This window comes from Citrobacter europaeus (assembly GCA_020099315.1).
In the GTDB taxonomy this organism is placed as follows: domain Bacteria; phylum Pseudomonadota; class Gammaproteobacteria; order Enterobacterales; family Enterobacteriaceae; genus Citrobacter; species Citrobacter europaeus.
The window spans coordinates 4,190,208-4,215,456 of sequence record CP083650.1 but is presented as its reverse complement, the minus strand read 5'-3'; the positions used below and the strand labels follow the sequence as shown (position 1 = coordinate 4,215,456).

25 protein-coding genes are annotated in these 25,249 nt (G+C 51.6%); 19 read left to right on the top strand and 6 right to left on the bottom strand.

Annotated elements, in window-relative coordinates; genetic code table 11:
• Positions 1-192: 192 nt before the first annotated feature.
• Complete coding sequence (locus LA337_19705; GenBank protein ID UBI18519.1) at positions 193-1,092, top strand: AraC family transcriptional regulator; 900 nt, start codon at positions 193-195, stop codon at positions 1,090-1,092.
• Between the two features lie 89 nt (positions 1,093-1,181).
• Here the strand turns inward: LA337_19705 and LA337_19700 are convergent, their stop codons facing one another.
• Positions 1,182-1,841: a DedA family protein gene (locus LA337_19700; protein UBI15362.1), complete on the bottom strand. Its 660-nt coding sequence runs from the start codon at positions 1,839-1,841 to the stop codon at positions 1,182-1,184.
• A gap of 131 nt (positions 1,842-1,972) precedes the next feature.
• Positions 1,973-3,160 carry a cystathionine beta-lyase gene (gene metC, locus LA337_19695; GenBank protein ID UBI15361.1) on the bottom strand — a complete coding sequence of 396 codons (1,188 nt, stop codon included), beginning with the start codon at positions 3,158-3,160 and terminating at the stop codon, positions 1,973-1,975.
• A gap of 250 nt (positions 3,161-3,410) precedes the next feature.
• Here metC and exbB point away from each other — a divergent pair, with 250 nt between their 5' ends.
• Both exbB and exbD read left to right on the top strand, forming a co-directional pair.
• Positions 3,411-4,145 (top strand): tol-pal system-associated acyl-CoA thioesterase, encoded by a 735-nt coding sequence (exbB, locus tag LA337_19690; GenBank protein ID UBI15360.1) that lies wholly within the window; start codon positions 3,411-3,413, stop codon positions 4,143-4,145.
• Between the two features lie 6 nt (positions 4,146-4,151).
• Positions 4,152-4,577, top strand: a complete 426-nt coding sequence (exbD, locus tag LA337_19685) for a TonB system transport protein ExbD (GenBank protein UBI15359.1) — start codon at positions 4,152-4,154, stop codon at positions 4,575-4,577.
• A 70-nt stretch (positions 4,578-4,647) separates the two neighbouring features.
• On the opposite strand, the gene LA337_19680 is transcribed toward exbD, so the two are convergent.
• Together LA337_19680 and LA337_19675 are read right to left on the bottom strand one after the other, a co-directional pair.
• Positions 4,648-5,055, bottom strand: a complete 408-nt coding sequence (locus LA337_19680; GenBank protein ID UBI15358.1) for a cytoplasmic protein — start codon at positions 5,053-5,055, stop codon at positions 4,648-4,650.
• Position 5,056: 1 nt separating this feature from the next.
• Positions 5,057-5,461: a hypothetical protein gene (locus LA337_19675; GenBank protein ID UBI15357.1), complete on the bottom strand. Its 405-nt coding sequence runs from the start codon at positions 5,459-5,461 to the stop codon at positions 5,057-5,059.
• A gap of 104 nt (positions 5,462-5,565) precedes the next feature.
• On the opposite strand from LA337_19675, the gene LA337_19670 reads away from it, so the two are divergent.
• A complete protein-coding gene (locus LA337_19670) occupies positions 5,566-6,069 on the top strand; it encodes an RNA helicase (GenBank protein ID UBI15356.1) in 504 nt (167 codons plus the stop codon).
• 68 nt (positions 6,070-6,137) lie between these two features.
• Here LA337_19670 and LA337_19665 read toward each other — a convergent pair whose 3' ends face one another.
• A complete protein-coding gene (locus LA337_19665; GenBank protein ID UBI15355.1) occupies positions 6,138-7,178 on the bottom strand; it encodes an aldo/keto reductase in 1,041 nt (346 codons plus the stop codon).
• Between the two features lie 155 nt (positions 7,179-7,333).
• Here LA337_19665 and LA337_19660 point away from each other — a divergent pair, with 155 nt between their 5' ends.
• The 11 genes from LA337_19660 (at position 7,334) to hybG (ending at position 17,200) form a co-directional block, all read left to right on the top strand.
• On the top strand, positions 7,334-8,221 hold the full coding sequence (locus LA337_19660) for a dienelactone hydrolase family protein (GenBank protein UBI18518.1): 888 nt from the start codon (positions 7,334-7,336) through the stop codon (positions 8,219-8,221).
• Between the two features lie 215 nt (positions 8,222-8,436).
• Entirely contained in the window at positions 8,437-10,077 is a 1,641-nt protein-coding gene (locus LA337_19655) for a methyl-accepting chemotaxis protein (protein ID UBI15354.1), read from the top strand.
• 84 nt (positions 10,078-10,161) lie between these two features.
• Positions 10,162-10,449: a DUF2623 domain-containing protein gene (locus tag LA337_19650; protein ID UBI15353.1), complete on the top strand. Its 288-nt coding sequence runs from the start codon at positions 10,162-10,164 to the stop codon at positions 10,447-10,449.
• A 188-nt stretch (positions 10,450-10,637) separates the two neighbouring features.
• Entirely contained in the window at positions 10,638-11,756 is a 1,119-nt protein-coding gene (hybO, locus tag LA337_19645; GenBank protein UBI15352.1) for a hydrogenase 2 small subunit, read from the top strand.
• A 2-nt stretch (positions 11,757-11,758) separates the two neighbouring features.
• Entirely contained in the window at positions 11,759-12,745 is a 987-nt protein-coding gene (gene hybA, locus LA337_19640; GenBank protein ID UBI15351.1) for a hydrogenase 2 operon protein HybA, read from the top strand.
• Entirely contained in the window at positions 12,735-13,913 is a 1,179-nt protein-coding gene (gene hybB, locus LA337_19635) for a Ni/Fe-hydrogenase cytochrome b subunit (GenBank protein ID UBI15350.1), read from the top strand. Before hybA ends, hybB begins: the two co-directional genes overlap by 11 nt.
• A complete protein-coding gene (hybC, locus tag LA337_19630; protein UBI15349.1) occupies positions 13,910-15,613 on the top strand; it encodes a hydrogenase 2 large subunit in 1,704 nt (567 codons plus the stop codon). Before hybB ends, hybC begins: the two co-directional genes overlap by 4 nt.
• Positions 15,613-16,107 carry a HyaD/HybD family hydrogenase maturation endopeptidase gene (locus tag LA337_19625; protein UBI15348.1) on the top strand — a complete coding sequence of 165 codons (495 nt, stop codon included), beginning with the start codon at positions 15,613-15,615 and terminating at the stop codon, positions 16,105-16,107. Before hybC ends, LA337_19625 begins: the two co-directional genes overlap by 1 nt.
• The gene (gene hybE, locus LA337_19620) at positions 16,100-16,588 is read left to right on the top strand and encodes a hydrogenase-2 assembly chaperone (GenBank protein ID UBI15347.1); all 489 of its coding nucleotides are present in this window, start codon (positions 16,100-16,102) and stop codon (positions 16,586-16,588) included. The genes LA337_19625 and hybE overlap by 8 nt, the downstream gene beginning before the upstream one ends.
• On the top strand, positions 16,581-16,922 hold the full coding sequence (gene hypA, locus LA337_19615) for a hydrogenase maturation nickel metallochaperone HypA (GenBank protein UBI15346.1): 342 nt from the start codon (positions 16,581-16,583) through the stop codon (positions 16,920-16,922). The genes hybE and hypA overlap by 8 nt, the downstream gene beginning before the upstream one ends.
• A gap of 29 nt (positions 16,923-16,951) precedes the next feature.
• A complete protein-coding gene (hybG, locus tag LA337_19610; GenBank protein UBI15345.1) occupies positions 16,952-17,200 on the top strand; it encodes a hydrogenase maturation factor HybG in 249 nt (82 codons plus the stop codon).
• 88 nt (positions 17,201-17,288) lie between these two features.
• Here hybG and yghU read toward each other — a convergent pair whose 3' ends face one another.
• Complete coding sequence (gene yghU, locus LA337_19605) at positions 17,289-18,155, bottom strand: glutathione-dependent disulfide-bond oxidoreductase (protein UBI15344.1); 867 nt, start codon at positions 18,153-18,155, stop codon at positions 17,289-17,291.
• Positions 18,156-18,373: 218 nt separating this feature from the next.
• Between yghU and LA337_19600 the strand changes: the two genes are divergently transcribed.
• The 4 genes from LA337_19600 to tssC all read left to right on the top strand — a co-directional run bounded on the left by LA337_19600 (position 18,374) and on the right by tssC (position 25,238).
• Positions 18,374-20,662 carry an FdhF/YdeP family oxidoreductase gene (locus tag LA337_19600; protein ID UBI15343.1) on the top strand — a complete coding sequence of 763 codons (2,289 nt, stop codon included), beginning with the start codon at positions 18,374-18,376 and terminating at the stop codon, positions 20,660-20,662.
• Between the two features lie 153 nt (positions 20,663-20,815).
• Positions 20,816-22,678 carry a bifunctional glutathionylspermidine amidase/synthase gene (gene gss, locus LA337_19595; protein UBI15342.1) on the top strand — a complete coding sequence of 621 codons (1,863 nt, stop codon included), beginning with the start codon at positions 20,816-20,818 and terminating at the stop codon, positions 22,676-22,678.
• A 467-nt stretch (positions 22,679-23,145) separates the two neighbouring features.
• Positions 23,146-23,643, top strand: a complete 498-nt coding sequence (gene tssB, locus LA337_19590) for a type VI secretion system contractile sheath small subunit (GenBank protein UBI15341.1) — start codon at positions 23,146-23,148, stop codon at positions 23,641-23,643.
• 65 nt (positions 23,644-23,708) lie between these two features.
• The gene (gene tssC, locus LA337_19585) at positions 23,709-25,238 is read left to right on the top strand and encodes a type VI secretion system contractile sheath large subunit (GenBank protein ID UBI15340.1); all 1,530 of its coding nucleotides are present in this window, start codon (positions 23,709-23,711) and stop codon (positions 25,236-25,238) included.
• Positions 25,239-25,249 lie beyond the last annotated feature (11 nt).

The window sequence follows — 25,249 nt, the reverse complement described above, 5'->3', positions numbered from 1 at the left end:
GCTCGTTCCCTTATGTGGGTAAAAAAGAGGGCAGGAGGGTGTCTGCCGGATGATGAACATTGTGGTCGCCCGCCGCGTTGCTCTCAATGCTCATTTCTGCCGATGTCTTGCCCATTTCTACAGACTGCTGGAGAAAACGGATAAATCTGCGCATTATGTCAGGGTCGAAAACCGATGATGAAATGGTGCTCCATGAACCGTGATGAGATCTGCCTTCTGCTGACAGATAAAATTAAACAGCTGAAAAACAATGAAAATAAACTCAGTGAATTGCTGCCAGATGTCCGCCTGCTGCACGGCACGGAGCCAGCGGCGCGTACGCCGGTCATGTATCAGCCAGGCATCATATTTCTCTTTTCGGGACATAAAATTGGTTACATCAATGAGCGCGTATTTCGTTATGACGCCAACGAATACCTGCTGCTAACCGTTCCTTTACCCTTTGAATGTGAAACGCATGCGACACCGGAGGTTCCCCTGGCCGGTATCTACCTGAATGTTGATATTCTGCAGTTGCAGGAGCTGTTGATGGACATCGGGGAAGATGAGCTCTTCCAGCCCGCCATGGCGGCCAGCGGGATCAACTCCGCGACGCTCTCTGACGAAATTCTTTGCGCCGCTGAGCGCCTGCTGGATGTGATGGAGCGACCGCTGGATGCGCGTATTCTGGGGAAACAGATTATTCGTGAGATCCTCTACCATGTGCTGACCGGGCCGCGTGGCGGCGCGTTACTGGCGCTGGTCAGCCGTCAGACGCATTTCAGTTTGATAAGCCGGGTGCTGAAGCGGATTGAAACCAAATACACCGAAAACCTCAATGTAGAACAGCTGGCGGCAGAAGCGAACATGAGCGTGTCGGCGTTTCATCATAATTTTAAAGCGGTGACCAGCACGTCGCCGCTGCAATATCTGAAGAGCTACCGTTTGCATAAAGCGCGGATGATGATGATCCACGATGGAATGAAGGCCAGTGCGGCTGCCATGCGCGTCGGCTATGAGAGCGCATCGCAATTTAGCCGGGAGTTTAAACGTTTCTTTGGTGTAACGCCGGGGGAAGATGCGGCCAGAATTCGAATGATGCAGGGGAGTTGATTTCATGTTGGCCTGACAGTTACTCCGCAGGCCTTAAAGCTGTGCGCCATCAGGCGAAATGCCGGAGATTATCCGGCCTCGGATGCGGCTCAGGCGCTACAATATTTTTTTTTAATTACCACGAACAGCGTTCCCAACAGACCTGCGGTTAACAGGGCAACCGGCAGGATCATTAAAAAGGTCATCACCTGATCTTCATGACGTTTGACGAACGGGATCATGCTCAGTGCATAGCCAAAGCTGGTGACGACGGTCACCCACAGCAGACCGCTCAGCCAGTTAAAAAACTGGAACCGACGGTTTGGAAGGCCAGAAATTCCCGCCATTGTTGGCAGCAAGGTGCGAACAAACGCCAGGAAGCGTCCTGCCAGCAGCGCCATCAGTCCGTGTTGGTCAAACATGCAGGTGGCGCGCTGATGGTATTTTTCAGGTAATTGCGCCAGCCAGCCTTTTACCGTCCGCGTGTTGCCCAGCCAGCGTCCCTGAATGTAGCTTAGCCAGCAGCCCAGACTGGCGGCGGCAGTCAGAATAGCTATGGTAGGTAAAAAACTCATCACGTCCTGAGCGATCAGCGCCCCTGCCAGCAATAACAGGCTGTCTCCGGGTAAAAAGGAGGCGGGTAGCAGACCATTTTCTAAAAACAGTGTGGCGAACATGACGAAGTAAACCACGCTCACAACGTGCGGATCCGCCAGCGCGGCAAAATCGTGTTGCCAGAGCGCGGAGACAATATCTTGAATGACTACCATGGACTTTCCTGTGGAACAGCGTTTATGTGTGGATTGTACTCCTGAATTGTCCGGGATGCCTTGATCCCGGACGCAACAATTGCAGACTTTTCCACCAGAAGTGTCTGCATATATGTCCATCTGTGGCAATTTTACTCGATTCGGGCGAATCCTGCGGCCAAATCGGCAATTAGATCGTCAACATTCTCTAAACCAATATGCAAACGGATGAGCGTTCCGCTGAAGTCCACCTCACCTTGCGGACGGATAGCGGCAATGTGTTCCGGCTGGTTAGCGAGGATCAGCGACTCAAAACCACCCCAGGAGTAGGCCATGCTGAACAGGCTGAAGTGATCCAAATACGCGGCAAGCTCCTCATGATTGAGTTTCTTATTCAATACAAAGGAGAACAGGCCGCTGCAGCCGGTGAAATCACGCTTCCAGAATTCGTGACCTTTACTGCCGGGAAGCGCCGGGTGATTTACGCGGGCGACCTGCGGATGGCTGGCCAGCCACTCGGCGACCTTTACGCTGCTTTCATGGTGCTGACGCAGGCGAACGCTCAGCGTACGCAGTCCACGGCTGGTCATATAGGCGGTATCGGCGTCCAGCATTTGCCCCATCAGATAGGCATTTTCGCGCAGTTGATCCCAGCAGCGGGCATTAGATACCGCCGTGCCGACCATGCCGTCGGAATGACCAATCAGATATTTGGTACCTGCCTGAATAGAAATATCGATACCAAAATCCAGCGCTTTGAACAGCACCCCGGCAGCCCAGGTGTTATCAATCATGATGATAGCATCCGGCGCGACGCGTCTGACGGCGGCAACAATAGCTGGAACATCATGCACTTCCATAGTGACAGAGCCGGGAGATTCCAGAAATACGACTTTCGTGTTCGGCTGAATGTGCTTCACTATACCGGCGCCAACCAGCGGATCGAACCAGCCGGTGGACACGCCGAGCTTGCCGAGAATTTTGGTGCAGAAATCCTGGCTGGGTTCATAGGCGGTGTTGGTCATTAGCACATGATCCCCTTGCTCCACAAAGGCGAGGATGGTGTTGGCAACGGCCGCTGCGCCGCAGGGGAACAAGGCGCAACCTGCACCGCCTTCCAGTTCGCACATCGCTTCCTGCAGGGAGAAATGCGTCAGGGTTCCGCGACGGCCATAGAAAAGCCCACCGTTAGCCCGGTTATGCGTAGCCTGCTTTTTAGCCTCGACGGTGTCAAACACCAGCGAAGAAGCGCGCTGGATCACGCTATTTACCGAGCCCAGCGTGTACTTTTTACTGCGTCCTGCGTGGACGAGTTTGGTTTCAAGTTGTTTATCTGCCATGTTGTCTGACCTGTTTTTATACGTCTGGATGTCTAAACTACCATGAATCAAAGGTGACGCATCCTGCGGAACGGTCATACAGTAGAAAATAATCTCAAAATGCTTCTGGTGACTTTTTTACTGCGTAAGCGCAAGGAAAAGAAACCAAAGGTGCGGCAATATGTAAATAGTAATGAGAACGACTATCAATTCGACGTCTTTTTGATATCATTACGCTCAGATTTTGTGATTTGCGTCCTGGAGATACAGAGTGGGTAATAATTTGATGCAGACGGATCTTTCCGTCTGGGGTATGTATCAGCACGCCGATATCGTGGTTAAGTGCGTGATGATTGGGCTGATTTTGGCGTCAGTGGTCACCTGGGCTATCTTCTTTAGTAAGAGCCTTGAGTTCTTTACTCAGAAACGCCGCCTTAAGCGTGAGCAGCAACTGCTGGCGGAAGCCCGCTCTTTAGATAGGGCAAGTGAGATTGCCGCAGGATTCGATGGCAAAAGCCTGGGCGCACAGTTGGTTTATGAAGCGCAGAACGAACTGGAACTGTCAGAAGGCAGCGACGACAACGAAGGTATCAAAGAGCGTACCGGCTTCCGTCTGGAGCGTCGTGTGGCGGCGGTAGGCCGTCATATGGGTCGCGGTAACGGATACCTGGCCACTATCGGGGCTATCTCTCCATTCGTGGGTCTGTTTGGTACCGTATGGGGTATCATGAATAGCTTCATCGGGATCGCACAAACCCAAACGACCAACCTGGCCGTTGTTGCGCCGGGTATCGCAGAAGCGCTATTAGCGACCGCGATCGGTCTGGTCGCGGCAATTCCTGCGGTCGTTATCTACAACATTTTCGCACGTCAGATTGGCAGCTATAAAGCGATGCTGGGCGATGTCGCGGCACAGGTGCTGTTGCTGCAAAGTCGCGATCTGGACCTGAATGCTAGTGCTTCTGCGCATCCAGTACGTGCTGCGCAGAAATTACGTGTAGGATGATGTTCCATGGCAATGAGCTTTAATGAAAACCTGGACGATAACGGTGAAATGCATGAAATCAACGTGACGCCGTTTATCGACGTTATGTTGGTTTTATTGATCATCTTTATGGTAGCCGCGCCGTTGGCAACGGTGGATGTGAAAGTGAATCTCCCTGCTTCCACCAGTACGCCGCAGCCGCGTCCGGAAAAACCGGTTTATCTGTCGGTAAAAGCCGATAAGAGTATGTTTATCGGCAATAATCAGGTGACGGACGACACCATGATTAGCGAATTAAATACGCTGACCGATGGGAAGAAAGACACTACGATTTTCTTCCGTGCGGATAAAACCGTCGATTATGAAACCATGATGAAAGTGATGGATACGCTGCATCAGGCGGGTTTCCTGAAAATTGGTCTGGTCGGTGAAGAGACCGTAAAAGCGAAGTAATCCTCGTTGCCGGGTAATGGTTGTCGCCTTACCCGGCCTGCAGCTCCTGTTCCAGCTCCTCCGCACGCCCTTATCTGTTCTCATCCAGTGCGACCGTTGTTATCCTGGTGGGTTCGTAGTTCCCCTCAGACAGTTTACGCGTCAGGCGTAAGGTGGCCGTTTCTCGCTTGAGTATATGCTGGTAAGTACTCTCCAGTCGGGCCATGATTTTGTCCCGCAGTTCTGGTTGCTGCTCCATAATGGCTTCAATCGCAGCGCCGTAGATCTCTTCCTTAGCCTGTAGTGCATAAATTTCACGGCGATTTTGCCATTTCATCCGCACCAGTGCGGCAGGTATAGAAACTATTTCCTGGGCCACGCTTTCCAGCGTCGCGTTTTTATTGGCAATCAGCACGGCTAAATTTTGCTTTAAGACAAACTCATCGCTTTTATGGTCATCTAAAGCTAAATAAACATTATTATCCTCAACATCTTTCATTTTATTTCTCTTCCAGAGAATAAAAAATAGGATCGCTGGTTTCGCGGGTAATTAAATTAAGCCAAATTTTATTGCCCTGCTCATTAACGGTGGCTGTTTTTGTGGACAAAATTTTACTTAATTCTTGAGCGTTGATGTCACCTTCCGCTTGTAGTGAATTGAGCAGGCGAGTGAATGACTCAATTTTTGCGGCACGAAACAGGCGCTCTTTTAAATGGCGGTCGCACTCTTCAAATAACATATTGCGTGCCTGGCCGGTAGCGGCAGAGCTAATCAAAATATCGGGTTCGTAATCACTTAATGTTCTCTTCCCCTGAGTCAAATTTTCACTATTATCTGCGGGACTGGTATTGGATGAGGAGCTGGATAAGTGAAAACGCGAGGGAACAAGATGCTCGGGAAGCATGTTGAAATATCCTTTGATGCCAATGTGATGTTGTTTTAATTAAACCAGGCCGCGTTGACAATAGCATGGCGTAATTTTAAAATCAAAAAAAATGGAGCCAGTATATGAACAGTATATTTTATTCTGTTATTACCCTGCTATTGCTTACCTGCGGGGTACTTTTGTTGATGCGCAGTGCAAATAAAAACCGAGAAACAGAAAATGGGTACTCTGAAAATCAGCCGGAAATGCTGAGTAAAGAAGAGGGGGAGGATCATTTTTCGCTACTGATGAATTCGATTACCCCGGTATGGTATTGGCGCGTTAATCACGAATATATCGATTTTATCCATTCGACGATCAAACGGATGACAATGGTAGAGTTGAATGAGACGCCAGGTCTATTTGATGCACAGCGGCGTTGTAGCGATCTCAACTCTGCGGTGTATAAATATTACGACAATATTAAAAAGCGCTGTCTGAGCGGTGAGAAAGTCCCGCATGCCGATCTGGACGTGCTCAACTTACGCCAGTGTTTCAGGGAGTTCAGCCTGGAGGCTTATCCTGCGCTTGTCGCGCTGGTGTGGCCGGAATTTCAACGTCCAGAGATTAAAGCGGAAGAGGTGTGAGGGACTTGCTGGCCCGTATTACGTGCCGGGGAGGCTAACGCCGCTACCCGGCACGAAGTGACATACGGTTACTTGTCAGATGAGGCCTGCCACAGGTTCAGCTTTCCGTCCGCAACGTGCTTATCGATCTGCGTCAATTCTTCGGCACTGAACGTCAGGTTAGCCAACGCCTGAACGTTCTCCTCCAGTTGCTCCGGTCGGCTGGCGCCAATTAATACCGAAGTGACCCGGTTGTCTTTCAGCAACCAGCTTAAGGCCATTTGCGCCATCGACTGTCCGCGCTGTTGCGCCATCTCATTGAGCAAACGCAGGCTGGTAAGGTTTTCTTCCGTCAGCATGTTTTCCGTCAGCCCTCGGACTTTTTTCCCTTCACGCTGCATGCGGGAACCTTCCGGAATGCCGTTGAGGTATTTCCCCGTCAGCAGCCCCTGGGCCAGCGGCGTAAATGCGATACAGCCCATACCGTTGGATTCCAGCGTATCCAGCAGACCACTACTGTCTACCCAACGGTTAAGCAAGTTGTAGGAAGGCTGGTGGATTAGCAGCGGAATTTTCCATTCCCGCATCAGCTCGGCCATTTTCTGCGTACGGTCCGGGGAATAGGATGAGATGCCGACATACAGCGCTTTGCCGCTTTGCACCGCATGGGCCAGAGCCGAGGCGGTCTCTTCCATTGGCGTATTTTCGTCAACGCGGTGCGAATAAAAGATATCGACATAGTCGAGGCCCATGCGTTTCAGGCTCTGGTCGAGGCTGGCGAGCAGGTATTTACGCGAACCGCCAGAACCGTATGGGCCTGGCCACATGTCATAGCCTGCCTTGGTAGAAATGATCAGTTCATCACGATAGTGTGCAAAATCCTCGCGCAGTAAGCGGCCAAAATTTTCTTCTGCGCTGCCCGGAGGCGGCCCATAGTTATTGGCTAAATCAAAATGCGTGATGCCTAAATCAAATGCTTTACGCAGCAGGGCGCGCTGGGAATCCAGCGCCTGAACGTGCCCAAAACTGTGCCACAAACCTAGCGACAGCGCGGGTAAGCGTAAACCGCTGCGCCCACAGTAGCGATAGAGCATCTGCTCGTAACGTTCAGGATTGGCAAACCAGGCCATGAGATCTCCTTAGTGCAGGTGAATTTCGAAACAACGTTTCTATTCTAGCGGGTTCACGGCGAATATCCCGTTCACCAGGTCACACTGGGATGAAAAACTGGGCAAAAACAGACCACTGTGCTTTGCTTAAAAAAACATCAGCCAGGAGTCCTGCCATGTCGCGTCTAACTGCCAAAGACTTTCCGCAAGAACTGCTCGACTACTATGACTATTACGCTCATGGAAAAATAACGAAACGCGAATTTCTCAATCTTGCGGCGAAATATGCAGTCGGAGGTATGACGGCGCTGGCGTTATTCAACGTGTTGAAACCCAATTATGCTCTCGCAACGCAGGTGGAGTTCACCGATCCTGATATCCTGGCGGAATATATTACCTATCCATCACCCGAAGGGCATGGCGATGTGCGGGGATACCTGGTTAAACCCGCTAATGCGACGGGGAACGTTCCGGCGGTTGTGGTGGTGCATGAGAATCGCGGGCTGAATCCGTATATTGAGGATGTGGCGCGACGGGTGGCGAAAGCGGGGTATATTGCACTCGCGCCTGATGGATTAAGTTCGGTGGGGGGATATCCTGGCAATGATGATAAAGGCCGGGAGTTACAGCAGCAGGTTGACCCGGTAAAGCTGATGAACGATTTTTTTGCCGCCATTGAATATATGCAGCGTTTTGCCGGCGCGACGGGAAAAGTGGGGATCACTGGTTTTTGCTATGGCGGTGGTGTGTCGAACGCCGCAGCCGTCGCTTTCCCTGAACTGGCCTGCGCGGTGCCTTTCTATGGTCGACAGGTTCCTGCGGCTGATGTCCCCAAAATAAACGCGCCTTTATTACTACACTATGCGCAACTAGATACCCGAATTAATGAGGGATGGCCTGCTTATGAAGCGGCACTGAAGGCTAATAAGAAAGTCTATGAGGCATATATCTATCCCGGCGTTAATCATGGTTTTCATAATGATTCGACACCGCGTTATGATAAAGCAGCTGCTGATTTAGCCTGGGAGCGTACTCTTGCATGGTTTAACAAATATTTACGATAGAAAACAAAGGATTATTTAATGCTTCAGGTTAATCATCTGAATAATAATGCTAGCTAATTTCATTAGCATTCATGTTGATATAGTGTAAATAGATATTGAATGTACTTAAGAAAGTAAAAAAATAAAGAACGCATTATATCTTCTCTGTTGCCTGCCGATAACAAGGATAAGTATCGCCTGATGGCGAATTCCTCATCAACGGCAAGGAAATTATTATGCGTTTGCTGAAAAACTTCACTATTCGTATTGTCATGTTGGCAATACTGGGACTTTTTTGCCTGCTCTGGTCGGGCGTGGGTTTATTCAGTCTTCATTCTTTATCAAAAATATCTGAAGGCAATGATATTGACCGTCATCTCGTCCATCAGATGACGGTGCTCAGCCAGGGGAACGATCAGTACTTTCGTTTCGTCACGCGCTTGAGTCGCGCCATGGATGTCAAAATGAGCGGCGGAACGCCTGATTTTGCGCCAGCGCAGCAGTCCCTGGAGAACATGAGCAAAAAACTCCAGGAGATGAAAACGTTGTCTCCAGGACCAATGGATCCGGAAGTGGCCGCGGCGGTACTGACGAAGTGGCAGGCGCTGCTGGACAACGGCGTGATCCCGCAAATGCAACTGGCGCAGCAGGGCACGCTTACGGCCTTTGCGGAGCATGCCAGCACCGTTACGCCAGCGCTGAGCCGGGAGTTTGGCGCCAGTGCAGAACGCTTTAACACCACGGCAGGCGAGCGGCTTGATACCACGCGCGTCATGGTTGATGGTAAAACGTCTATCATCCGGACGCTAATCATTACCGCCGTGATCCTCGGTATTGCTCTCCTGTTTTTCACTGACCGTTACCTCGTCGCCATGATGGTGAAGCCGTTGGGACGTATCCGCCAGCAGTTCCAGCAGATTGCACAGGGCGACCTCAGCCATCCAATTGAAGATTTTGGTCGTAACTGCGTGGGCCAACTGGTGCCGTTACTATGCGCGATGCAGGACAGCCTGCGCGAAGCCGTCAGTACCATCCGTTCAGGTAGTGACAACATCTGGCGAGGTGCTACGGAAATTTCCACCGGCAACAACGATCTCTCCTCGCGAACTGAAGAACAGGCCGCTGCGCTGGAAGAGACCGCTGCCAGCATGGAGCAACTGACCGCCACGGTAAAACTGAACGCTGAAAACGCGCGTGAAGCCAGCCAGCTTGCCGACACGGCGACAGAAACGGCAGGTAAAGGGAGCACCCTGGTTTCAGAAGTGGTTGAGACGATGGATGGCATTGCCGCCAGCTCTAAACAGATCGCGGAAATTACCTCTGTTATTAATAGCATCGCTTTCCAGACCAACATTCTGGCGCTGAACGCGGCAGTTGAAGCCGCCAGAGCAGGCGAACAGGGACGTGGTTTTGCCGTCGTTGCCGGTGAAGTGCGTAACCTTGCCAGCCGCAGCGCCGGGGCGGCGAAAGAGATTGAGACGCTGATTGGCGAGTCGTCGCGTCGCGTCGATCAGGGCGCTCGTCTGGTTAAAGAGACGGGATTAACCATGGAGGCGATTCTGCGCGGCGCCACCGAAGTGACCGTCATCATGAAACAAATTGCCTCTGCCTCGGAAGAGCAGAACAAAGGCATCTCGCAGGTGAGCGTAGCGATCACCCAAATGGACAGCGTAACGCAACAGAACGCGGCGTTGGTAGAGCAGGTTTCCGCCGCGGCTGTGGCGCTGGAACGACAAACGGAAGAACTGCAACGCTCGGTGCAACAGTTCCGCCTCTCAGCGAATGATGTGCAGTACGCCGCCGCTAATACCGCTTCCCCTTCAGCAGACAGCAAAACGTCTGCGGCAGCTAAAACGGATGAATGGGTGTCCTTTTAAGCTGACATAAAAAGTTCGTGATACCTCTGGTCTTTGCTTAAAAAATCGCTATATAATTTATTATATAGCGATTGGAGGTTATGCATGGACAACCATTTTGGAAAAGGCCTGATGGCCGGATTAAACGCGTCAAGCGCGGATAGCGCGCGCTCGGTAGCCAATTTTTGTGCTGATTATAAACGCGGCTTTGTACTGGGATTTTCTCATCGAATGTTTGAAAAAACGGGCGATCGACAGCTCAGCGCCTGGGAGGCGGGGATCCTCACGCGCCGCTATGGGCTGGATAAAGAGATGGTTATGGATTTCTTTAAAGAGAACCAGTCCAGTACAACAATTCGTTTTTTCATGGCTGGCTATCGTCTCGAAGCTTGATCCGAAAGGGGTATTATCTTGCTTTAATTAATTACACTATTGACCTACGCCTTCGTTTTGTTGCTCCGCCGAAGTATTATAATGCACATAACCATATAAAAAGTGTGGTAATGGCGCGCCGATCGCAATATGCAACATGCGAATGGTGCAAAATAAAAGCCAGGTCTTCGCAACGGAATAACTATAAAATGACTGGAGATAACTCTCTCATCAATTCGAACGGCATTAATCGCCGTGATTTCATGAAGCTTTGTGCAGCACTGGCCGCTACCATGGGGCTCAGTAGCAAAGCCGCCGCAGAAATGGCCGAATCAGTTTCTCGTCCTCAGCGCCCACCGGTTATCTGGATTGGGGCTCAGGAGTGTACGGGTTGTACTGAATCGCTACTTCGCGCGACACACCCTACAGTGGAAAACCTCGTTCTGGAGACCATCTCTCTGGAATACCATGAGGTGCTCTCCGCCGCCTTCGGCCATCAGGTTGAAGAGAATAAACATAACGCTCTGGAGAAGTACAAAGGGCAATATGTTTTGGTTGTAGATGGTTCTATCCCACTGAAAGACAATGGTATTTACTGCATGGTTGCCGGTGAGCCGATCGTGGATCACATTCGTCGGGCCGCAGAAGGCGCAGCCGCTATCATTGCTATCGGCTCTTGCGCCGCATGGGGTGGTGTTGCTGCTGCTGGCGTTAACCCAACGGGTGCCGTCGGCTTGCAGGAAGTTCTGCCAGGCAAAACCATCATCAACATCCCCGGCTGTCCGCCGAACCCGCACAACTTCCTCGCCACGGTCGCGCATATCATCACCTACGGTAAGCCGCCGAAACTGGATACCAAAAACCGTCCGACATTCGCCTATGGCCGTTTGATTCACGAACACTGCGAGCGTCGCCCGCACTTTGACGCAGGCCGTTTTGCGAAAGAGTTTGGCGATGAAGGTCACCGTGAAGGTTGGTGCCTCTACCATCTCGGCTGTAAAGGACCAGAAACCTACGGCAACTGCTCAACGCTGCAATTCTGCGATGTTGGAGGCGTATGGCCGGTGGCTATCGGTCACCCTTGCTATGGCTGTAACGAAGAAGGTATCGGTTTCCATAAAGGTATTCACCAGCTTGCTCATGTGGAAAACCAAACGCCGCGTTCCGAAAAACCTGACGTCAATATGAAAGAAGGCGGCAATGTTTCTGCCGGAGCGATTGGGTTGCTTGGTGGCGTAGTAGGACTGGTTGCCGGCGTCAGCGTGATGGCGGTTCGTGAACTGGGTCGTCAGCAGAAGAAAGATAACGCTGACTCACGGGGAGAATAACCGTGAACAGACGTAACTTTATTAAAGCAGCCTCCAGCGGGGCATTGCTGTTGGGCGCTGCGCCGTCCATCAGCCATGCGGCTGCAGAAAACCGTCCGCCGATCCCAGGTTCTTTAGGGATGCTCTATGACTCAACGCTGTGTGTAGGCTGCCAGGCTTGTGTCACCAAGTGTCAGGATATCAACTTCCCTGCGCGTAATCCGGAAGGCGAGCAGACCTGGTCAAACAACGACAAACTGTCGCCGTATACCAATAACATCATTCAGGTGTGGCGTAGCGGAACAGGCGTTAACAAAGACCAGGAAGAAAATGGCTACGCATACATTAAGAAACAGTGCATGCACTGTGTCGATCCGAACTGCGTCTCCGTTTGCCCAGTCTCTGCGCTGAAGAAAGATCCAAAAACCGGCATCGTCCACTATGACAAAGATGTCTGCACAGGCTGTCGTTACTGCATGGTCGCCTGCCCATACAACGTGCCTAAGTACGACTACAACAACCCGTTTGGTGCGCTTCACAAGTGTGAACTGTGTAACCAGAAAGGGGTTGAGCGTCTGGACAAAGGCGGTTTACCGGGTTGTGTTGAAGTATGCCCTGCCGGTGCGGTGATTTTTGGTACGCGTGAAGAGCTGATGGCTGAGGCGAAAAAACGTCTCGCCCTGAAGCCGGGCAGCGAATACCACTATCCGCGTCAGACGGTGAAAGCAGGTGATACCTATCTGCATACGGTACCGAAGTATTACCCCCATTTGTACGGCGAGAAAGAGGGGGGTGGTACTCAGGTAATGGTTCTGACAGGTGTTCCTTACGAGGATTTGGATCTGCCTAAACTGGATGATCTTTCAACCGGTGCGCGTTCCGAACATGTTCAACATTCCCTGTACAAGGGCATGATATTACCCCTGGCTGCGCTGGCGGGCTTAACCGTGCTGGTTCGTCGTAATACGAAAAACGACCATCACGATGGAGGAGACGATCATGAGTCATGATCCTAAACCGCTGGGCGGAAAAATAATCAGCAAACCGGTCATTATTTTTGGGCCGCTTATCGTCCTGTGTATGCTCCTGATCGTGAAACGTCTGGTCTTCGGATTGGGCTCAGTCTCCGATCTGAACGGTGGTTTCCCATGGGGTGTATGGATCGCGTTTGACCTGTTGATTGGTACCGGCTTCGCGTGCGGCGGTTGGGCGCTGGCATGGGCGGTGTATGTTTTCAACAGAGGACAATACCATCCGCTGGTACGTCCGGCGCTGCTGGCGAGCTTGTTTGGCTACTCGCTGGGTGGTCTGTCGATCACCATTGACGTTGGTCGTTACTGGAACCTGCCGTATTTCTACATTCCGGGCCACTTCAACGTGAACTCGGTACTGTTCGAAACGGCGGTCTGTATGACCATCTATATCGGCATCATGGCGCTGGAATTTGCTCCGGCTCTGTTTGAACGTCTGGGATGGAAAGTTTCTCTCAAGCGTTTGAATAAAGTGATGTTCTTTATTATTGCCCTCGGCGCGCTGCTGCCAACCATGCACCAGTCTTCAATGGGTTCATTGATGATTTCTGCGGGTTATAAGGTGCATCCGCTCTGGCAAGCTTATGAAATGTTGCCGCTTTTCTCCGTATTAACCGCTTTTATTATGGGCTTCTCGATCGTCATCTTTGAAGGCTCGTTGGTACAAGCCGGTCTGAAAGGTAACGGTCCGGACGAGAAAAGTTTGTTCATCAAGCTGACGAATACCATCAGCGTGCTGCTGGCGATTTTCGTGGTACTGCGCTTTGGCGAACTGATCTATCGCGACAAGCTGTCCTATGCGTTCTCAGGCGATCTTTACTCCCTGATGTTCTGGCTTGAAGTCGTGCTGATGGTCTTCCCGCTGGTGGTGCTGCGCGTCACTAAGTTGCGTAATGACTCGCGCATGCTGTATCTGTCTGCGCTGAGCGCATTGCTGGGTTGTGCAACATGGCGTCTGTCCTATTCGCTGGTGGCGTTCAATCCTGGTGGTGGCTACCACTACTTCCCGACCTGGGAAGAACTGTTGATTTCTATTGGTTTTGTGGCTATTGAGATTTGTGCATACATCGTACTCATTCGTCTACTGCCGATACTTCCTCCTTTAAAACAAAACGATCAAAATCGTCATGAGGCGAGCAAAGCATGAGCCAGAGAATTACTATTGATCCGGTAACCCGTATTGAGGGTCATTTACGCATCGACTGCGAAATCGATAATGGCGTGGTATCTAAAGCATGGGCTTCCGGTACCATGTGGCGCGGCATGGAAGAGATCGTGAAAAACCGCGATCCGCGCGATGCCTGGATGATTGTGCAGCGTATCTGTGGCGTTTGTACGACCACTCACGCTATCTCTTCCGTTCGTGCAGCAGAAAGCGCGCTGAATATTGATGTTCCGGTAAACGCACAGTATATCCGTAACATCATTCTCGCTGCGCACACCACGCATGACCACATTGTTCACTTCTATCAGCTGTCTGCGCTGGACTGGGTGGATATCACCTCTGCCCTGAAAGCTGACCCTGCGAAAGCGTCTGCCATGCTGAACGGCGTGTCCTCCTGGCACCTGAACAGCGCAGAAGAGTTCACCAAGGTTCAGAACAAGATCAAAGATCTTGTCGCCAGCGGTCAGTTAGGCATTTTTGCCAACGGTTGCTGGGGTCATCCGGCAATGCAGCTGCCGCCGGAAGTAAACCTGATTGCGGTCGCTCACTACCTGCAGGCGCTGGAATGCCAGCGAGATGCCAACCGCGTTGTGGCGCTGTTGGGCGGTAAAACGCCGCACATCCAGAACCTGGCGGTAGGGGGGGTTGCTAACCCAATTAACCTCGACGGCCTCGGCGTGCTGAACCTTGAGCGCCTGATGTACATCAAGTCCTTCATCGATAAGCTGAGCGACTTCGTTGAGCAGGTTTACAAGGTAGATACCGCGGTTATTGCGGCGTTCTATCCTGAGTGGCTGGAACGTGGTCAGGGTGCGGTTAACTATCTGAGCGCGCCGGAATTCCCGACTGACGGTAAAAACGGCAGCTTCCTGTTCCCTGGCGGTTATATCACCGATGCCGATCTGTCGACCTATCGTCCGATCACCTCTCATTCCGATGAATACCTGATCAAAGGGATTCAGGAAAGCGCGAAACACGCGTGGTACAAAGACGAAGCGCCGCAGGCTCCGTGGGAAGGCACAACGGTTCCTGATTACACCGGTTGGTCAGATGACGGCAAATATTCCTGGGTTAAAGCGCCGACCTTCTACGGTAAAACGGTTGAAGTGGGGCCGCTGGCCAACATGCTGTGTAAACTGGCGGCTAAACGCGAGTCTACCCATGCCAAGCTGAATGAAATCATCGCGATTTACACCAAGCTGACCGGTAAAACTATCGAAGTGTCACAGCTGCACTCTACGCTGGGCCGTATTATTGGCCGTACCGTTCACTGCTGTGAACTGCAGAACGTTCTGCAGGATCAGTACAACGCGCTGATTGTGAACATCGGTAAAGGCGACCACACCACCTTCGTGAAACCGGATATTCCGGCAACGGGCGAATTCAAAGGTGTTGGTTTCCTCGAAGCACCGCGCGGTATGCTGTCTCACTGGATGGTGATTAAAGACGGTATTATCAGCAACTACCAGGCGGTTGTTCCGTCAACCTGGAACTCTGGCCCACGTAACTTTAATGATGAAGTGGGACCGTATGAGCGCTCGCTGGTAGGTACGCCGATTGCCGATCCAAACAAACCGCTGGAAGTGGTTCGTACCATTCACTCCTTCGACCCTTGTATGTCATGTGCGGTGCATGTGGTGGACGTTGACGGGAACGAAGTGGTCTCAGTTAAGGTTCTGTAATGCGGATATTAGTCTTAGGGGTCGGCAATATTTTGCTGACCGACGAAGCCATCGGGGTGCGTATCGTTGAGGCATTAGAGCAGCGGTACATCCTGCCAGACTTTGTTGATGTTCTGGACGGTGGTACGGCTGGGATGGAGCTTCTCGGCGATATGGCGAACAGAGATCATCTGATCATTGCTGACGCCATTGTGTCGAAGAAAAGCACGCCAGGAACGATGATGGTCCTGCGGGATGAAGAGATCCCGGCGCTGTTTACCAACAAAATCTCACCGCACCAGCTTGGCCTGGCCGACGTATTGTCGGCCCTGCGTTTTACCGGCGAGTTTCCGAAAAAGCTGACCTTAGTCGGCGTTATTCCGGAATCGCTGGAACCGCATATCGGGCTAACGCCAACGGTTGAAGCGATGATCGAACCTGCGCTTGAGCAGGTTCTTGCCGCGCTTCGCGAATCAGGCGTTGAAGCGATCCCTCGGGAGGCGGCTCATGTCTGAGGAGTTTGTCGGTTTTCAGACGGCCCCGAAGATGCAGATTCAGGCAGCGTTTGAAGAGGTTGCCCGGCGTTCAATGCACGATCTCTCTTTCCTGCATCCGAACATGCCGGTATATGTCTCTGATTTTACGCTGTTTGAAGGACAGTGGACGGGGTGTGTTATCACGCCCTGGATGCTGAGCGCACTGATTTTCCCCGGACCGGACCAGATCTGGCCGGTGCGTAAAGTCAGCGAAAAAGTCGGGTTGCGTCTGCCGTATGGCGAGATGACCTTTACCGTGGGTGAACTGGACGGCGTATCGCAATATTTCTCCTGCTCACTGATGTCGCCGCTTTCGCACAGTATGTCGGCGCAAGAAGGCGTCCGTCTGACTGACGATTGCGCGCGCATGCTGTTATCGCTGCCGGTGAGCGATCCGAATGCGCCGCAGCTAAATCGCCGCGCGCTGCTGCTGGGTCGTCGGAACTGCGAAAATGCATGAGCTGTCCCTTTGTCAGAGCGCGGTTGAGATTGTTCAACAGCAGGCAGAGCAGCACGGTGTCAAACGTGTAACCGGCGTTTGGCTGGAAATCGGGGCGCTCTCCTGCATTGAAGAGAGCGCCGTTCGGTTTAGTTTCGACATCGTCTGTCAGGGAACGCTGGCCCAGGGGTGTGAACTGCATATTGATTACAAACCAGCCCAGGCGTGGTGCTGGGATTGCAGTCAGGTTGTGGAAATCACCCAGCATGACGCGCAGTGTCCACAATGTCAGGGCGATCGTCTGCGGGTTGATGCTGGCGATTCACTGAAAGTGAAAAGTATTGAAGTCGAATAACCCATAGTTGCTATGGGGCGGAGTCAGATATGTGTATTGGAGTCCCTGGTCAGGTTCTGGCCGTTGGTGAAGATATTCACCAGCTTGCGCAGGTTGAAGTGTGCGGCATCAAACGTGATGTCAATATTGCCCTGATTTGTGAAGGTGATACGGCTGAGCTTGTCGGGCAATGGGTGCTGGTGCACGTAGGGTTCGCCATGAGCATCATTGATGAAGATGAAGCTAAAGCCACGTTAGACGCACTTCGCCGCATGGAGTACGACGTCACCAGCGCGTGATTTTATGCCGGATGGCGCAGCGCTTATCAGGCCCGCGCCTTATATGTAGGCCGGATAAGGCGTTAGCGCCGCCATCCGGCATCTTACGTTAACCTTGGCGCTTATCTTCGGTATTGGTATCGAAGTCGCTGGCGTCATGGCGTTCATGAAGTTGCTCGTTCAGCGGTCCATTAGTGCGGTTTACAATACGACCACGCTTAACCGCCGGGCGCGCTGCAATCTCTTTTGCCCAGCGCTGCACGTGCTTGTAACTTCCTGCGTCGAGGAACTCTGCCGCGTCGTACACGTTGCCCAGCACCACATTGCCAAACCACGGCCAGACCGCCATATCGGCAATGGTGTATTCATCTCCGGCCACAAACTGATGCTGTGCTAGCTGCTTATCCAGCACGTCGAGTAAGCGCTTGGCTTCCATCGTGAAGCGGTTGATCGCGTACTCGATTTTTACCGGCGCATAGTTATAGAAGTGGCCAAAACCACCGCCGAGGAACGGCGCCGCGCCTTGTAGCCAGAACAGCCAGTTCAGCGTTTCGGTACGTTTTGCCAAATCTTGCGGCAGGAAATAACCATATTTTTCCGCCAGATAGAGCAGAATTGCGCCAGATTCGAATACGCGAACCGGTGGGTTTTGCGAGTGGTCGCGCAGCGCCGGGATCTTCGAGTTCGGATTCACTTCAACAAAGCCGCTGGAAAACTGATCGCCATCGCCGATGCGGATAATCCAGGCATCGTATTCTGCGCCTTTCACGCCCTGCGCCAGCAGCTCCTCCAGCATAATCGTCACTTTCTGCCCGTTTGGCGTACCCAGCGAATAGAGCTGCAGCGGATGCTTGCCAACCGGCAGCGTTTTTTCGTGGGTGGCACCGGAAACAGGACGGTTGATATTGGCGAAAGCGCCGCCGTTCGATTTTTCCCACGTCCAGACTTTCGCGGGCTGATAGGTATTGTCTGACATATTGACCTGCCTTCTGAGTGGTTGTGTTGATGCAGTGTAGCAGTTAGGTAGAACTCAATTTAACAGATTGGGACTTTATGTCGCTTTGTGCTGAAAGGGGAAGATAAATCTAACCCGTTCATTGTACCCGGTCCGTACTCCATGAAGAGGAAATCAATGTTGGACGGAAATTGCTACCGTATTCACCATCAAAAATTGGCGGTGAATAAGCAGTAATAATGAAAAATGGTGTTCCAGGAGTAAGCGGTTATCAGGGCCCGGCGGGTGGGTGGGGCGCGGTAAAAGCCGTCACTGCTTCGGTGTTTTCGCAAAAGGCTGTCGCCCGTGACATTATCGCGATGTTCAAAATGAACCAGGTGAAAGGGTTCGATTGTCCGGGCTGTGCGTGGCCGGACCCAGGGCACCGTGCGCCAATGGAGTTGTGCGAAAACGGCGTTAAGGCGGTCTCCTGGGAGACAACCAGCAAGAAAGCGTCACCGGAATTTTTCAGCCGTCATCCGGTTTCTACACTCTGGCACTACAGCGATTATGAACTGGAAAATATCGGTCGTTTGACGCATCCAATGAAATACGATGCCTCAACAGACACCTGGCAGTCGGTGGATTGGGATATCGCCTTCCAGGAGATCGGCGAGCGTCTGCGCAGCTATGATTCAGCACAACAGGTTGAGTTTTACACCTCCGGCAGAACATCAAATGAAGCGGCGTTCTTGTATCAGCTGTTTGCCCGCGAATATGGCAGCAGCAACTTCCCTGATTGCTCAAACATGTGCCACGGACCGACCAGCGCAGGGCTAACTCCTGCCATTGGCCTTGGGAAAGGGACCGTTGAACTGGAGGATTTTGACCACTGCGATTTGGTGATTTGTATCGGGCATAACCCCGGCACTAACCATCCACGCATGCTGACCACCTTACGCGACGTTGCCAGGCGTGGCGCTAAAATTATCTCCATCAATCCCCTGGCCGAGCGGGGACTTGAGCGCTTTAGCTTCCCGCAAAGCCCGAAAGAGATGTTCACCGGTCAGGCAACGGAGCTAAGCAACGACTACTACCAGGTAAAAATGGGCGGTGACGCTTCGCTGCTCAAAGGCATCATGAAAGCGCTGATCGAAATGGACGAAGCGCGGATCTTACTGGATCAGCAGCCGACGCTCGATCATGCGTTTATCGAAGAGCATACCGCGGGATATGCAGCGCTGTATGACGACTTACGTCAGCATAACTGGGCGGAGCTGGAGCAGGACTCGGGTCTGACGCGTAGCCAGATGGAAGACCTGGCGCACAGCTACAGTAAATCCAGTGCCACTATCGTTTGTTATGGACTGGGCATCACCCAGCATAAAAACGGCACTGAGAACGTCCAGCAACTGGTAAACCTGCTGCTGCTGAAAGGCAATATGGGTAAGCCGGGCGCGGGGATCTGCCCGTTGCGCGGTCACTCTAACGTGCAGGGCGATCGTTCCGTGGGGATCAACGAAGCGGCGTCCGAAGATTTCCTGCAACGCCTTGAGACGCATTTTTCTATCCGCGTTCCGCGCAAACATGGCCGCTCCAGCGTGGAAAGTATTCGCGCCATCGAGCGGGGAGACGCAAAAGCGCTTATCTGCATGGGCGGCAATTTGGCGGTGGCGATGCCGCAGCCGCAGCGTACCTTTGCGGCGATGAAACATCTGGATCTGCAGGTCCATGTGGCGACCAAGCTGAACAGATCGCATTTGCTGCTGGCCAAACATAACTACCTGCTGCCTGCATTAGGGCGAACGGAGCGCGATATGCAGGCGACGGGGATTCAGTCAGTCACCGTCGAAGATTCGATGTCGATGGTCCACGCTTCCTGCGGCGCGCTGAAACCGGCTTCCCGCTGGTTAAAATCGGAGCCCGCGATTGTGGCAGGCATGGCGCGCGCCACGCTGCCGCTTTCGCCGGTAAACTGGGAAGCGTTAACCGGAGATTACACGTTGATCCGTGACGCCATTGAAACCGTGATCCCCGCATTCCACAACTACAACGCACGTATTGCCGAGCCGGGAGGATTTCGAATGGATACGCCCGCTTCGCGCCGTGAATGGCGAACGGCGAATGGTAAAGCCAACTTTATCGTCAGCTATCAGCGGGCGGTTGAGCGGGAAAATCAGCCTGCCGATGCATTGGTTCTGGCGACGCTGCGTAGTCACGATCAGTACAACACCACTATTTATGGTATGAACGACCGCTATCGTGGCATTGCCGGTCGTCGGGATGTGGTGTTTTTAAGCGCCGAAGAGGCGGCGAGCCGTGGCCTGGACCAGGGCGATGTGGTCAATATTCAGGCGCTGGACGACAACGGCCAGCCCTGCGCGGATCGCATCATGTACGGCTTAACAGTAGTGATTTACAACATGGCGGCGGGCTCAATAGGCGCTTATCTGCCTGAAGCGAATGTCCTGCTTTCGCTGGAAGCGGTAGACACACAAAGTTTGACTCCGGCGTATAAAAGCGTACCGGTCACCCTGACAAAAGCGTAGTTCCTGCTGTGAATTTTTCGCCTCTGAGCGCCAGTCGCTGCGTTGAGGTGTATGATGATATCGACCTCTGTCCGGTTAGTGTCGCAGAGCAGGTAATCAGAGCGAAAAATTCACGCCAACCTGCTCAGGCTGTATTGTTTTGAGGTAAGGTGCATGAGCAAAGGAACGACCAGTCAGGATGCCCCATTCGGGACATTATTGGGCTACGCCCCAGGCGGCGTAGCAATCTACTCTTCAGATTACAGCTCCCTCGACCCACGGGACTACGACGATGATGCGGCATTTCGCAGCTATATCGACGATGAATACATGGGCCACAAATGGCAGTGCGTAGAGTTCGCACGCCGTTTTCTCTTCCTTAACTATGGCGTGGTCTTCACCGATGTGGGCATGGCCTGGGAGATCTTCTCCTTACGCTTCCTGCGCGAAGTGGTGAATGACAATATCCTGCCGTTACAGGCATTTCCGAATGGTTCGCCCCGCGCGCCGGTAGCAGGCGCTCTGCTTATCTGGCAAAAAGGCGGTGAATTTAAAGATACCGGGCATGTGGCGGTCGTCACCCAGTTGCTGCAAAACAAAATTCGTATTGCCGAACAGAACGTGCTCCATACGCCGCTTCCTCCCGGACAGCAGTGGACCCGCGAACTGGAGATGGTGGTTGAAAACGGGTGTTACACCCTGCGTGATACCTTTGACGACACCACCATTCTTGGTTGGATGATCCAGACCGATGATACCCGAGACAGTTTGCCGCAGCCGGAGATCGCCAATGACTCGCTGAAAATTGGCGGCGCCCGACTGGAAGATAACGGGCAGTTTGACGGTAAATGGCTGGATGAGCAGGATCCGCTGCAAAAAGCCTACGTGCTGGCGAACGGCCACGTTATTAATCAGGATCCGCATCAGTACTTCACTATTACCGAGAGTGCCGAACAAGAACTGATCAAAGCCACCAACGAACTGCACCTGATGTATCTGCACGCGACCGACAAGGTGCTGAAAGACGATAACCTGCTGGCGCTGTTTGACATCCCGAAAATCCTTTGGCCGCGCCTGCGCCTTTCCTGGCAGCGTCGTCGGCATCATATGATTACGGGGCGTATGGATTTCTGTATGGATGAACGCGGACTGAAGGTGTATGAGTACAACGCCGATTCCGCATCGTGCCATACTGAAGCCGGTTTGATCCTCGAAAGATGGGCCGAGCGAGGCTACACAGGGCAGGGACACAACCCGGCAGAAGGATTGATCAACGAACTGGCGGGGGCCTGGAAGCACAGCCGCGCGCGACCTTTTGTCCACATCATGCAGGATAAGGATATCGAGGAAAACTATCACGCGCAGTTTATGCAGCAGGCGCTGCGTCAGGCCGGGTTTGACAGCAAAATTCTGCGTGGCCTCGATGAGCTACGTTGGGATGACGCCGGTCAGTTGATTGACGGTGACGGTCGCCTGGTGAACTGCGTCTGGAAAACCTGGGCATGGGAAACCGCGATTGAGCAGGTGCGAGAGGTCAGCGAAACGGAGTACGCCGCGGTGCCAATTCGTACCGGGCATACGAATCAGGAAGTGCGTTTAATCGACGTGCTGTTGCGCCCGGAAGTGTTGGTCTTCGAACCTCTGTGGACGGTGATCCCTGGCAACAAAGCGATTCTGCCTATTCTGTGGCAACTGTTCCCACATCACCGCTATCTGCTTGATACAGATTTCACTGTTAATGAAGAGCTGGCGAAAACCGGTTATGCGGTGAAACCTATTGCAGGACGTTGTGGCAGCAACATCGATCTGGTGAGCCACCAGGAAGAGCTCCTGGATAAAACCAGCGGTAAGTTTGCCGAGCAGAAGAACATTTATCAGCAGCTTTGGTGTCTGCCAAAAGTTGCCGGTAAATATATTCAGGTTTGTACCTTCACCGTAGGCGGTAACTACGGCGGTACCTGCCTGCGCGGCGACGAGTCGCTGGTAATTAAAAAAGAGAGCGATATTGAACCGCTGATTGTGGTGAAGGAAGAGTAATCTTTTTGCGTATTCTCAATTAAATTGTAAAAAGCCGGAGTATATCTCCGGCTTTTATTATTTATAGTTAAATTGGCTGTAATTATAAATTAATAATCAATATTGTTTATGCATATGGCTGTAAATATATTTTGCAATTATGTGTTTTAATTTAAAGGTATTTATTTGATGAATGTATTTAAGGTTAATTAATTCCTGTCGCTTGTATTAGATAAATGATTTCTTGATTTTATTTTTAAATAAGTAATGCTAATGTATTATTTGGTGTATTAGTGATATTGATCATGTTTTCTCTCCGGGAATATATCGGATTACGTCGGCATACTAATTATAATCATTAATTGTCATTAACATTCATTGTTGACGGCTCACAGAAATGACGTTGTAAGAAACACGTTGAGCGATTGGAAAATGCTCCGTTAGGAAACGCAAAATATCGGCTGGAATCGCCGGTCTGAGAGGGACGTATGGGTGACAGTTTTCAGAATGAAGTGCCGACGGCACGCGTTAATATCAAGTTAGATTTACATACCGGAGGCGTTCAAAAAAAGGTTGAATTGCCGTTAAAACTTTTGACCGTAGGTGATTTCAGTAATGGTAGAGAACAACGACCACTATCTGAACGTGAAAAGGTTGATATTAATAAGAATAATTTCAATGATGTGTTAGCTAAGTTCTCACCAGTGGTTAATCTGAGTGTTAAAAATACGTTGGCTGGTGATGACAGAAAGGACGATATTAACCTTACCTTTAAAAATATCCGCGATTTTGAACCCGAGCAGGTCGCACGAAATATCCCCCAATTACGCGTTCTGTTGGCTATGCGTAACCTACTTCGTGACCTGAAATCAAACTTACTTGATAACGCTGCTTTTCGTCGCGAGCTGGAAATTATCCTTAAAGATCCAGCCCTGAGTCAGGAACTGCGTGATGAACTGGCAACCATGATGCCAGAAGAGATTTAACGCTATACAGGGTTTCCTCCGCTCAATTGGCAGGAATAGTAAAGGATCATAAAAGGAATATGTTGATGTCTGTTCAGGAACATACCTCTTCAGTCGCGACCACCACGACCAGTGAACGCAGCGTTTATCAATCCCTCTTTGACAAAATTAATCTTTCCCCGGTTTCGACATTAAAAAATGTTGATGCATGGCAGAGCGATGAAGCGCTTTCTGACGCCGCTCCCGCTGAACGCGTGACTGCTGCTATTCAGGTTCTGGTTTCATGTCTGGCGGATGCTGCGCAGCCCGTAGAGCGCCTGGATAAAACGCTGCTCGATGAGCAAATTGCTCGTCTTGATAAGCAGATTAGCGATCAGGTCAATGAAGTTATGCACCATGCTGAATTTCAGAAGCAAGAATCGCTCTGGCGTGGTTTGCATTCGATGATCACCGGCATTGATTTTCGCCGAAATGTCCGTGTAGAAATGATGGATATCAGCAAGGATGCGCTGCGTGATGACTTTGACGATGCGCCGGAGCTTATCCAGAGCGGGTTATACCGCCATGTTTATATTGAAGAATACGATCAGCCTGGCGGCGAACCCATTGCGGCAATGATTTCAGCGTACGAATTTGATAACAGTCCGCAGGATATTGCACTGCTGCGCAATATTTCTGGCGTGTCGGCGGCCTGTCATATGCCGTTCATTGGTTCCGTTGGGCCGAAATTCTTCTTGAAAGAAAATATGGAAGAAGTCGCAGCTATAAAAGATATCAATGATTATTTCGAACGTGCTGAATACATCAAGTGGAAAGCATTTCGTGATAGCGACGATTCACGCTATATCGGGCTAACTATGCCGCGTGTCCTGGGTCGTTTACCGTATGGCCCTGATACCGTGCCGGTACGCAGTTTTAACTATGTTGAAGAAGTTAAGGGTCCGGATCACGAAAAGTATCTATGGACCAGCGCCTCTTTCTCTTTCGCTGTGAATATGGTGAAAAGTTTTATCAAGAATGGCTGGTGCGTCCAGATCCGTGGGCCACAGGCAGGCGGCGCGGTGAAAGATTTGCCTATCCATTTGTACGATCTGGGTACCGGTAATCAGGTGAAGATCCCGTCTGAGGTGATGATTCCGGAAACCCGGGAGTTTGAATTTGCCAACCTCGGTTTTATTCCGCTTTCTTATTATAAGAATCGTGATTACGCCTGTTTCTTCTCTGCTAACTCGGCTCAAAAACCTGCTCAGTTTGATACTCCGGAAGCGACGGCTAACAGTCGGATTAACTCTCGTTTGCCGTATATCTTCTTGCTTTCTCGTATCGCTCATTACCTGAAAATACTGCAGCGAGAAAATATTGGAACGACCAAAGATCGCCGCCTGCTTGAGCTTGAACTTAATAACTGGCTGCGCAGTCTGGTAACCGAAATGACCGATCCTGGCGATGACTTGCAGGCATCACACCCGCTGCGTGATGGGCGTGTCGTGGTGGAGGATATTGAGGATAACCCAGGTTTCTTCCGTGTGCGCCTGTATGCCATTCCGCATTTCCAGGTTGAAGGTATGGACGTCAGCTTGTCGTTAGTTTCACAAATGCCTAAGTCGAAATCTTAACGACGCAGCGC

What these genes read in the sequence shown, in the direction of transcription:
- LA337_19705 (UBI18519.1), top strand. Translation starts at nt 193, where the DNA reads ATGAACCGTGATGAGATCTGCCTTCTGCTGACAGATAAAATTAAACAG.
- LA337_19700 (UBI15362.1), bottom strand. Translation starts at nt 1,841, where the DNA reads ATGGTAGTCATTCAAGATATTGTCTCCGCGCTCTGGCAACACGATTTT.
- metC (UBI15361.1), bottom strand. Translation starts at nt 3,160, where the DNA reads ATGGCAGATAAACAACTTGAAACCAAACTCGTCCACGCAGGACGCAGT.
- exbD (UBI15359.1), top strand. Translation starts at nt 4,152, where the DNA reads ATGGCAATGAGCTTTAATGAAAACCTGGACGATAACGGTGAAATGCAT.
- LA337_19680 (UBI15358.1), bottom strand. Translation starts at nt 5,055, where the DNA reads ATGAAAGATGTTGAGGATAATAATGTTTATTTAGCTTTAGATGACCAT.
- LA337_19675 (UBI15357.1), bottom strand. Translation starts at nt 5,461, where the DNA reads ATGCTTCCCGAGCATCTTGTTCCCTCGCGTTTTCACTTATCCAGCTCC.
- LA337_19670 (UBI15356.1), top strand. Translation starts at nt 5,566, where the DNA reads ATGAACAGTATATTTTATTCTGTTATTACCCTGCTATTGCTTACCTGC.
- LA337_19665 (UBI15355.1), bottom strand. Translation starts at nt 7,178, where the DNA reads ATGGCCTGGTTTGCCAATCCTGAACGTTACGAGCAGATGCTCTATCGC.
- LA337_19660 (UBI18518.1), top strand. Translation starts at nt 7,334, where the DNA reads ATGTCGCGTCTAACTGCCAAAGACTTTCCGCAAGAACTGCTCGACTAC.
- LA337_19655 (UBI15354.1), top strand. Translation starts at nt 8,437, where the DNA reads ATGCGTTTGCTGAAAAACTTCACTATTCGTATTGTCATGTTGGCAATA.
- LA337_19650 (UBI15353.1), top strand. Translation starts at nt 10,162, where the DNA reads ATGGACAACCATTTTGGAAAAGGCCTGATGGCCGGATTAAACGCGTCA.
- hybO (UBI15352.1), top strand. Translation starts at nt 10,638, where the DNA reads ATGACTGGAGATAACTCTCTCATCAATTCGAACGGCATTAATCGCCGT.
- hybB (UBI15350.1), top strand. Translation starts at nt 12,735, where the DNA reads ATGAGTCATGATCCTAAACCGCTGGGCGGAAAAATAATCAGCAAACCG.
- hybC (UBI15349.1), top strand. Translation starts at nt 13,910, where the DNA reads ATGAGCCAGAGAATTACTATTGATCCGGTAACCCGTATTGAGGGTCAT.
- LA337_19625 (UBI15348.1), top strand. Translation starts at nt 15,613, where the DNA reads ATGCGGATATTAGTCTTAGGGGTCGGCAATATTTTGCTGACCGACGAA.
- hybE (UBI15347.1), top strand. Translation starts at nt 16,100, where the DNA reads ATGTCTGAGGAGTTTGTCGGTTTTCAGACGGCCCCGAAGATGCAGATT.
- hypA (UBI15346.1), top strand. Translation starts at nt 16,581, where the DNA reads ATGCATGAGCTGTCCCTTTGTCAGAGCGCGGTTGAGATTGTTCAACAG.
- hybG (UBI15345.1), top strand. Translation starts at nt 16,952, where the DNA reads ATGTGTATTGGAGTCCCTGGTCAGGTTCTGGCCGTTGGTGAAGATATT.
- yghU (UBI15344.1), bottom strand. Translation starts at nt 18,155, where the DNA reads ATGTCAGACAATACCTATCAGCCCGCGAAAGTCTGGACGTGGGAAAAA.
- LA337_19600 (UBI15343.1), top strand. Translation starts at nt 18,374, where the DNA reads ATGAAAAATGGTGTTCCAGGAGTAAGCGGTTATCAGGGCCCGGCGGGT.
- gss (UBI15342.1), top strand. Translation starts at nt 20,816, where the DNA reads ATGAGCAAAGGAACGACCAGTCAGGATGCCCCATTCGGGACATTATTG.
- tssB (UBI15341.1), top strand. Translation starts at nt 23,146, where the DNA reads ATGGGTGACAGTTTTCAGAATGAAGTGCCGACGGCACGCGTTAATATC.
- tssC (UBI15340.1), top strand. Translation starts at nt 23,709, where the DNA reads ATGTCTGTTCAGGAACATACCTCTTCAGTCGCGACCACCACGACCAGT.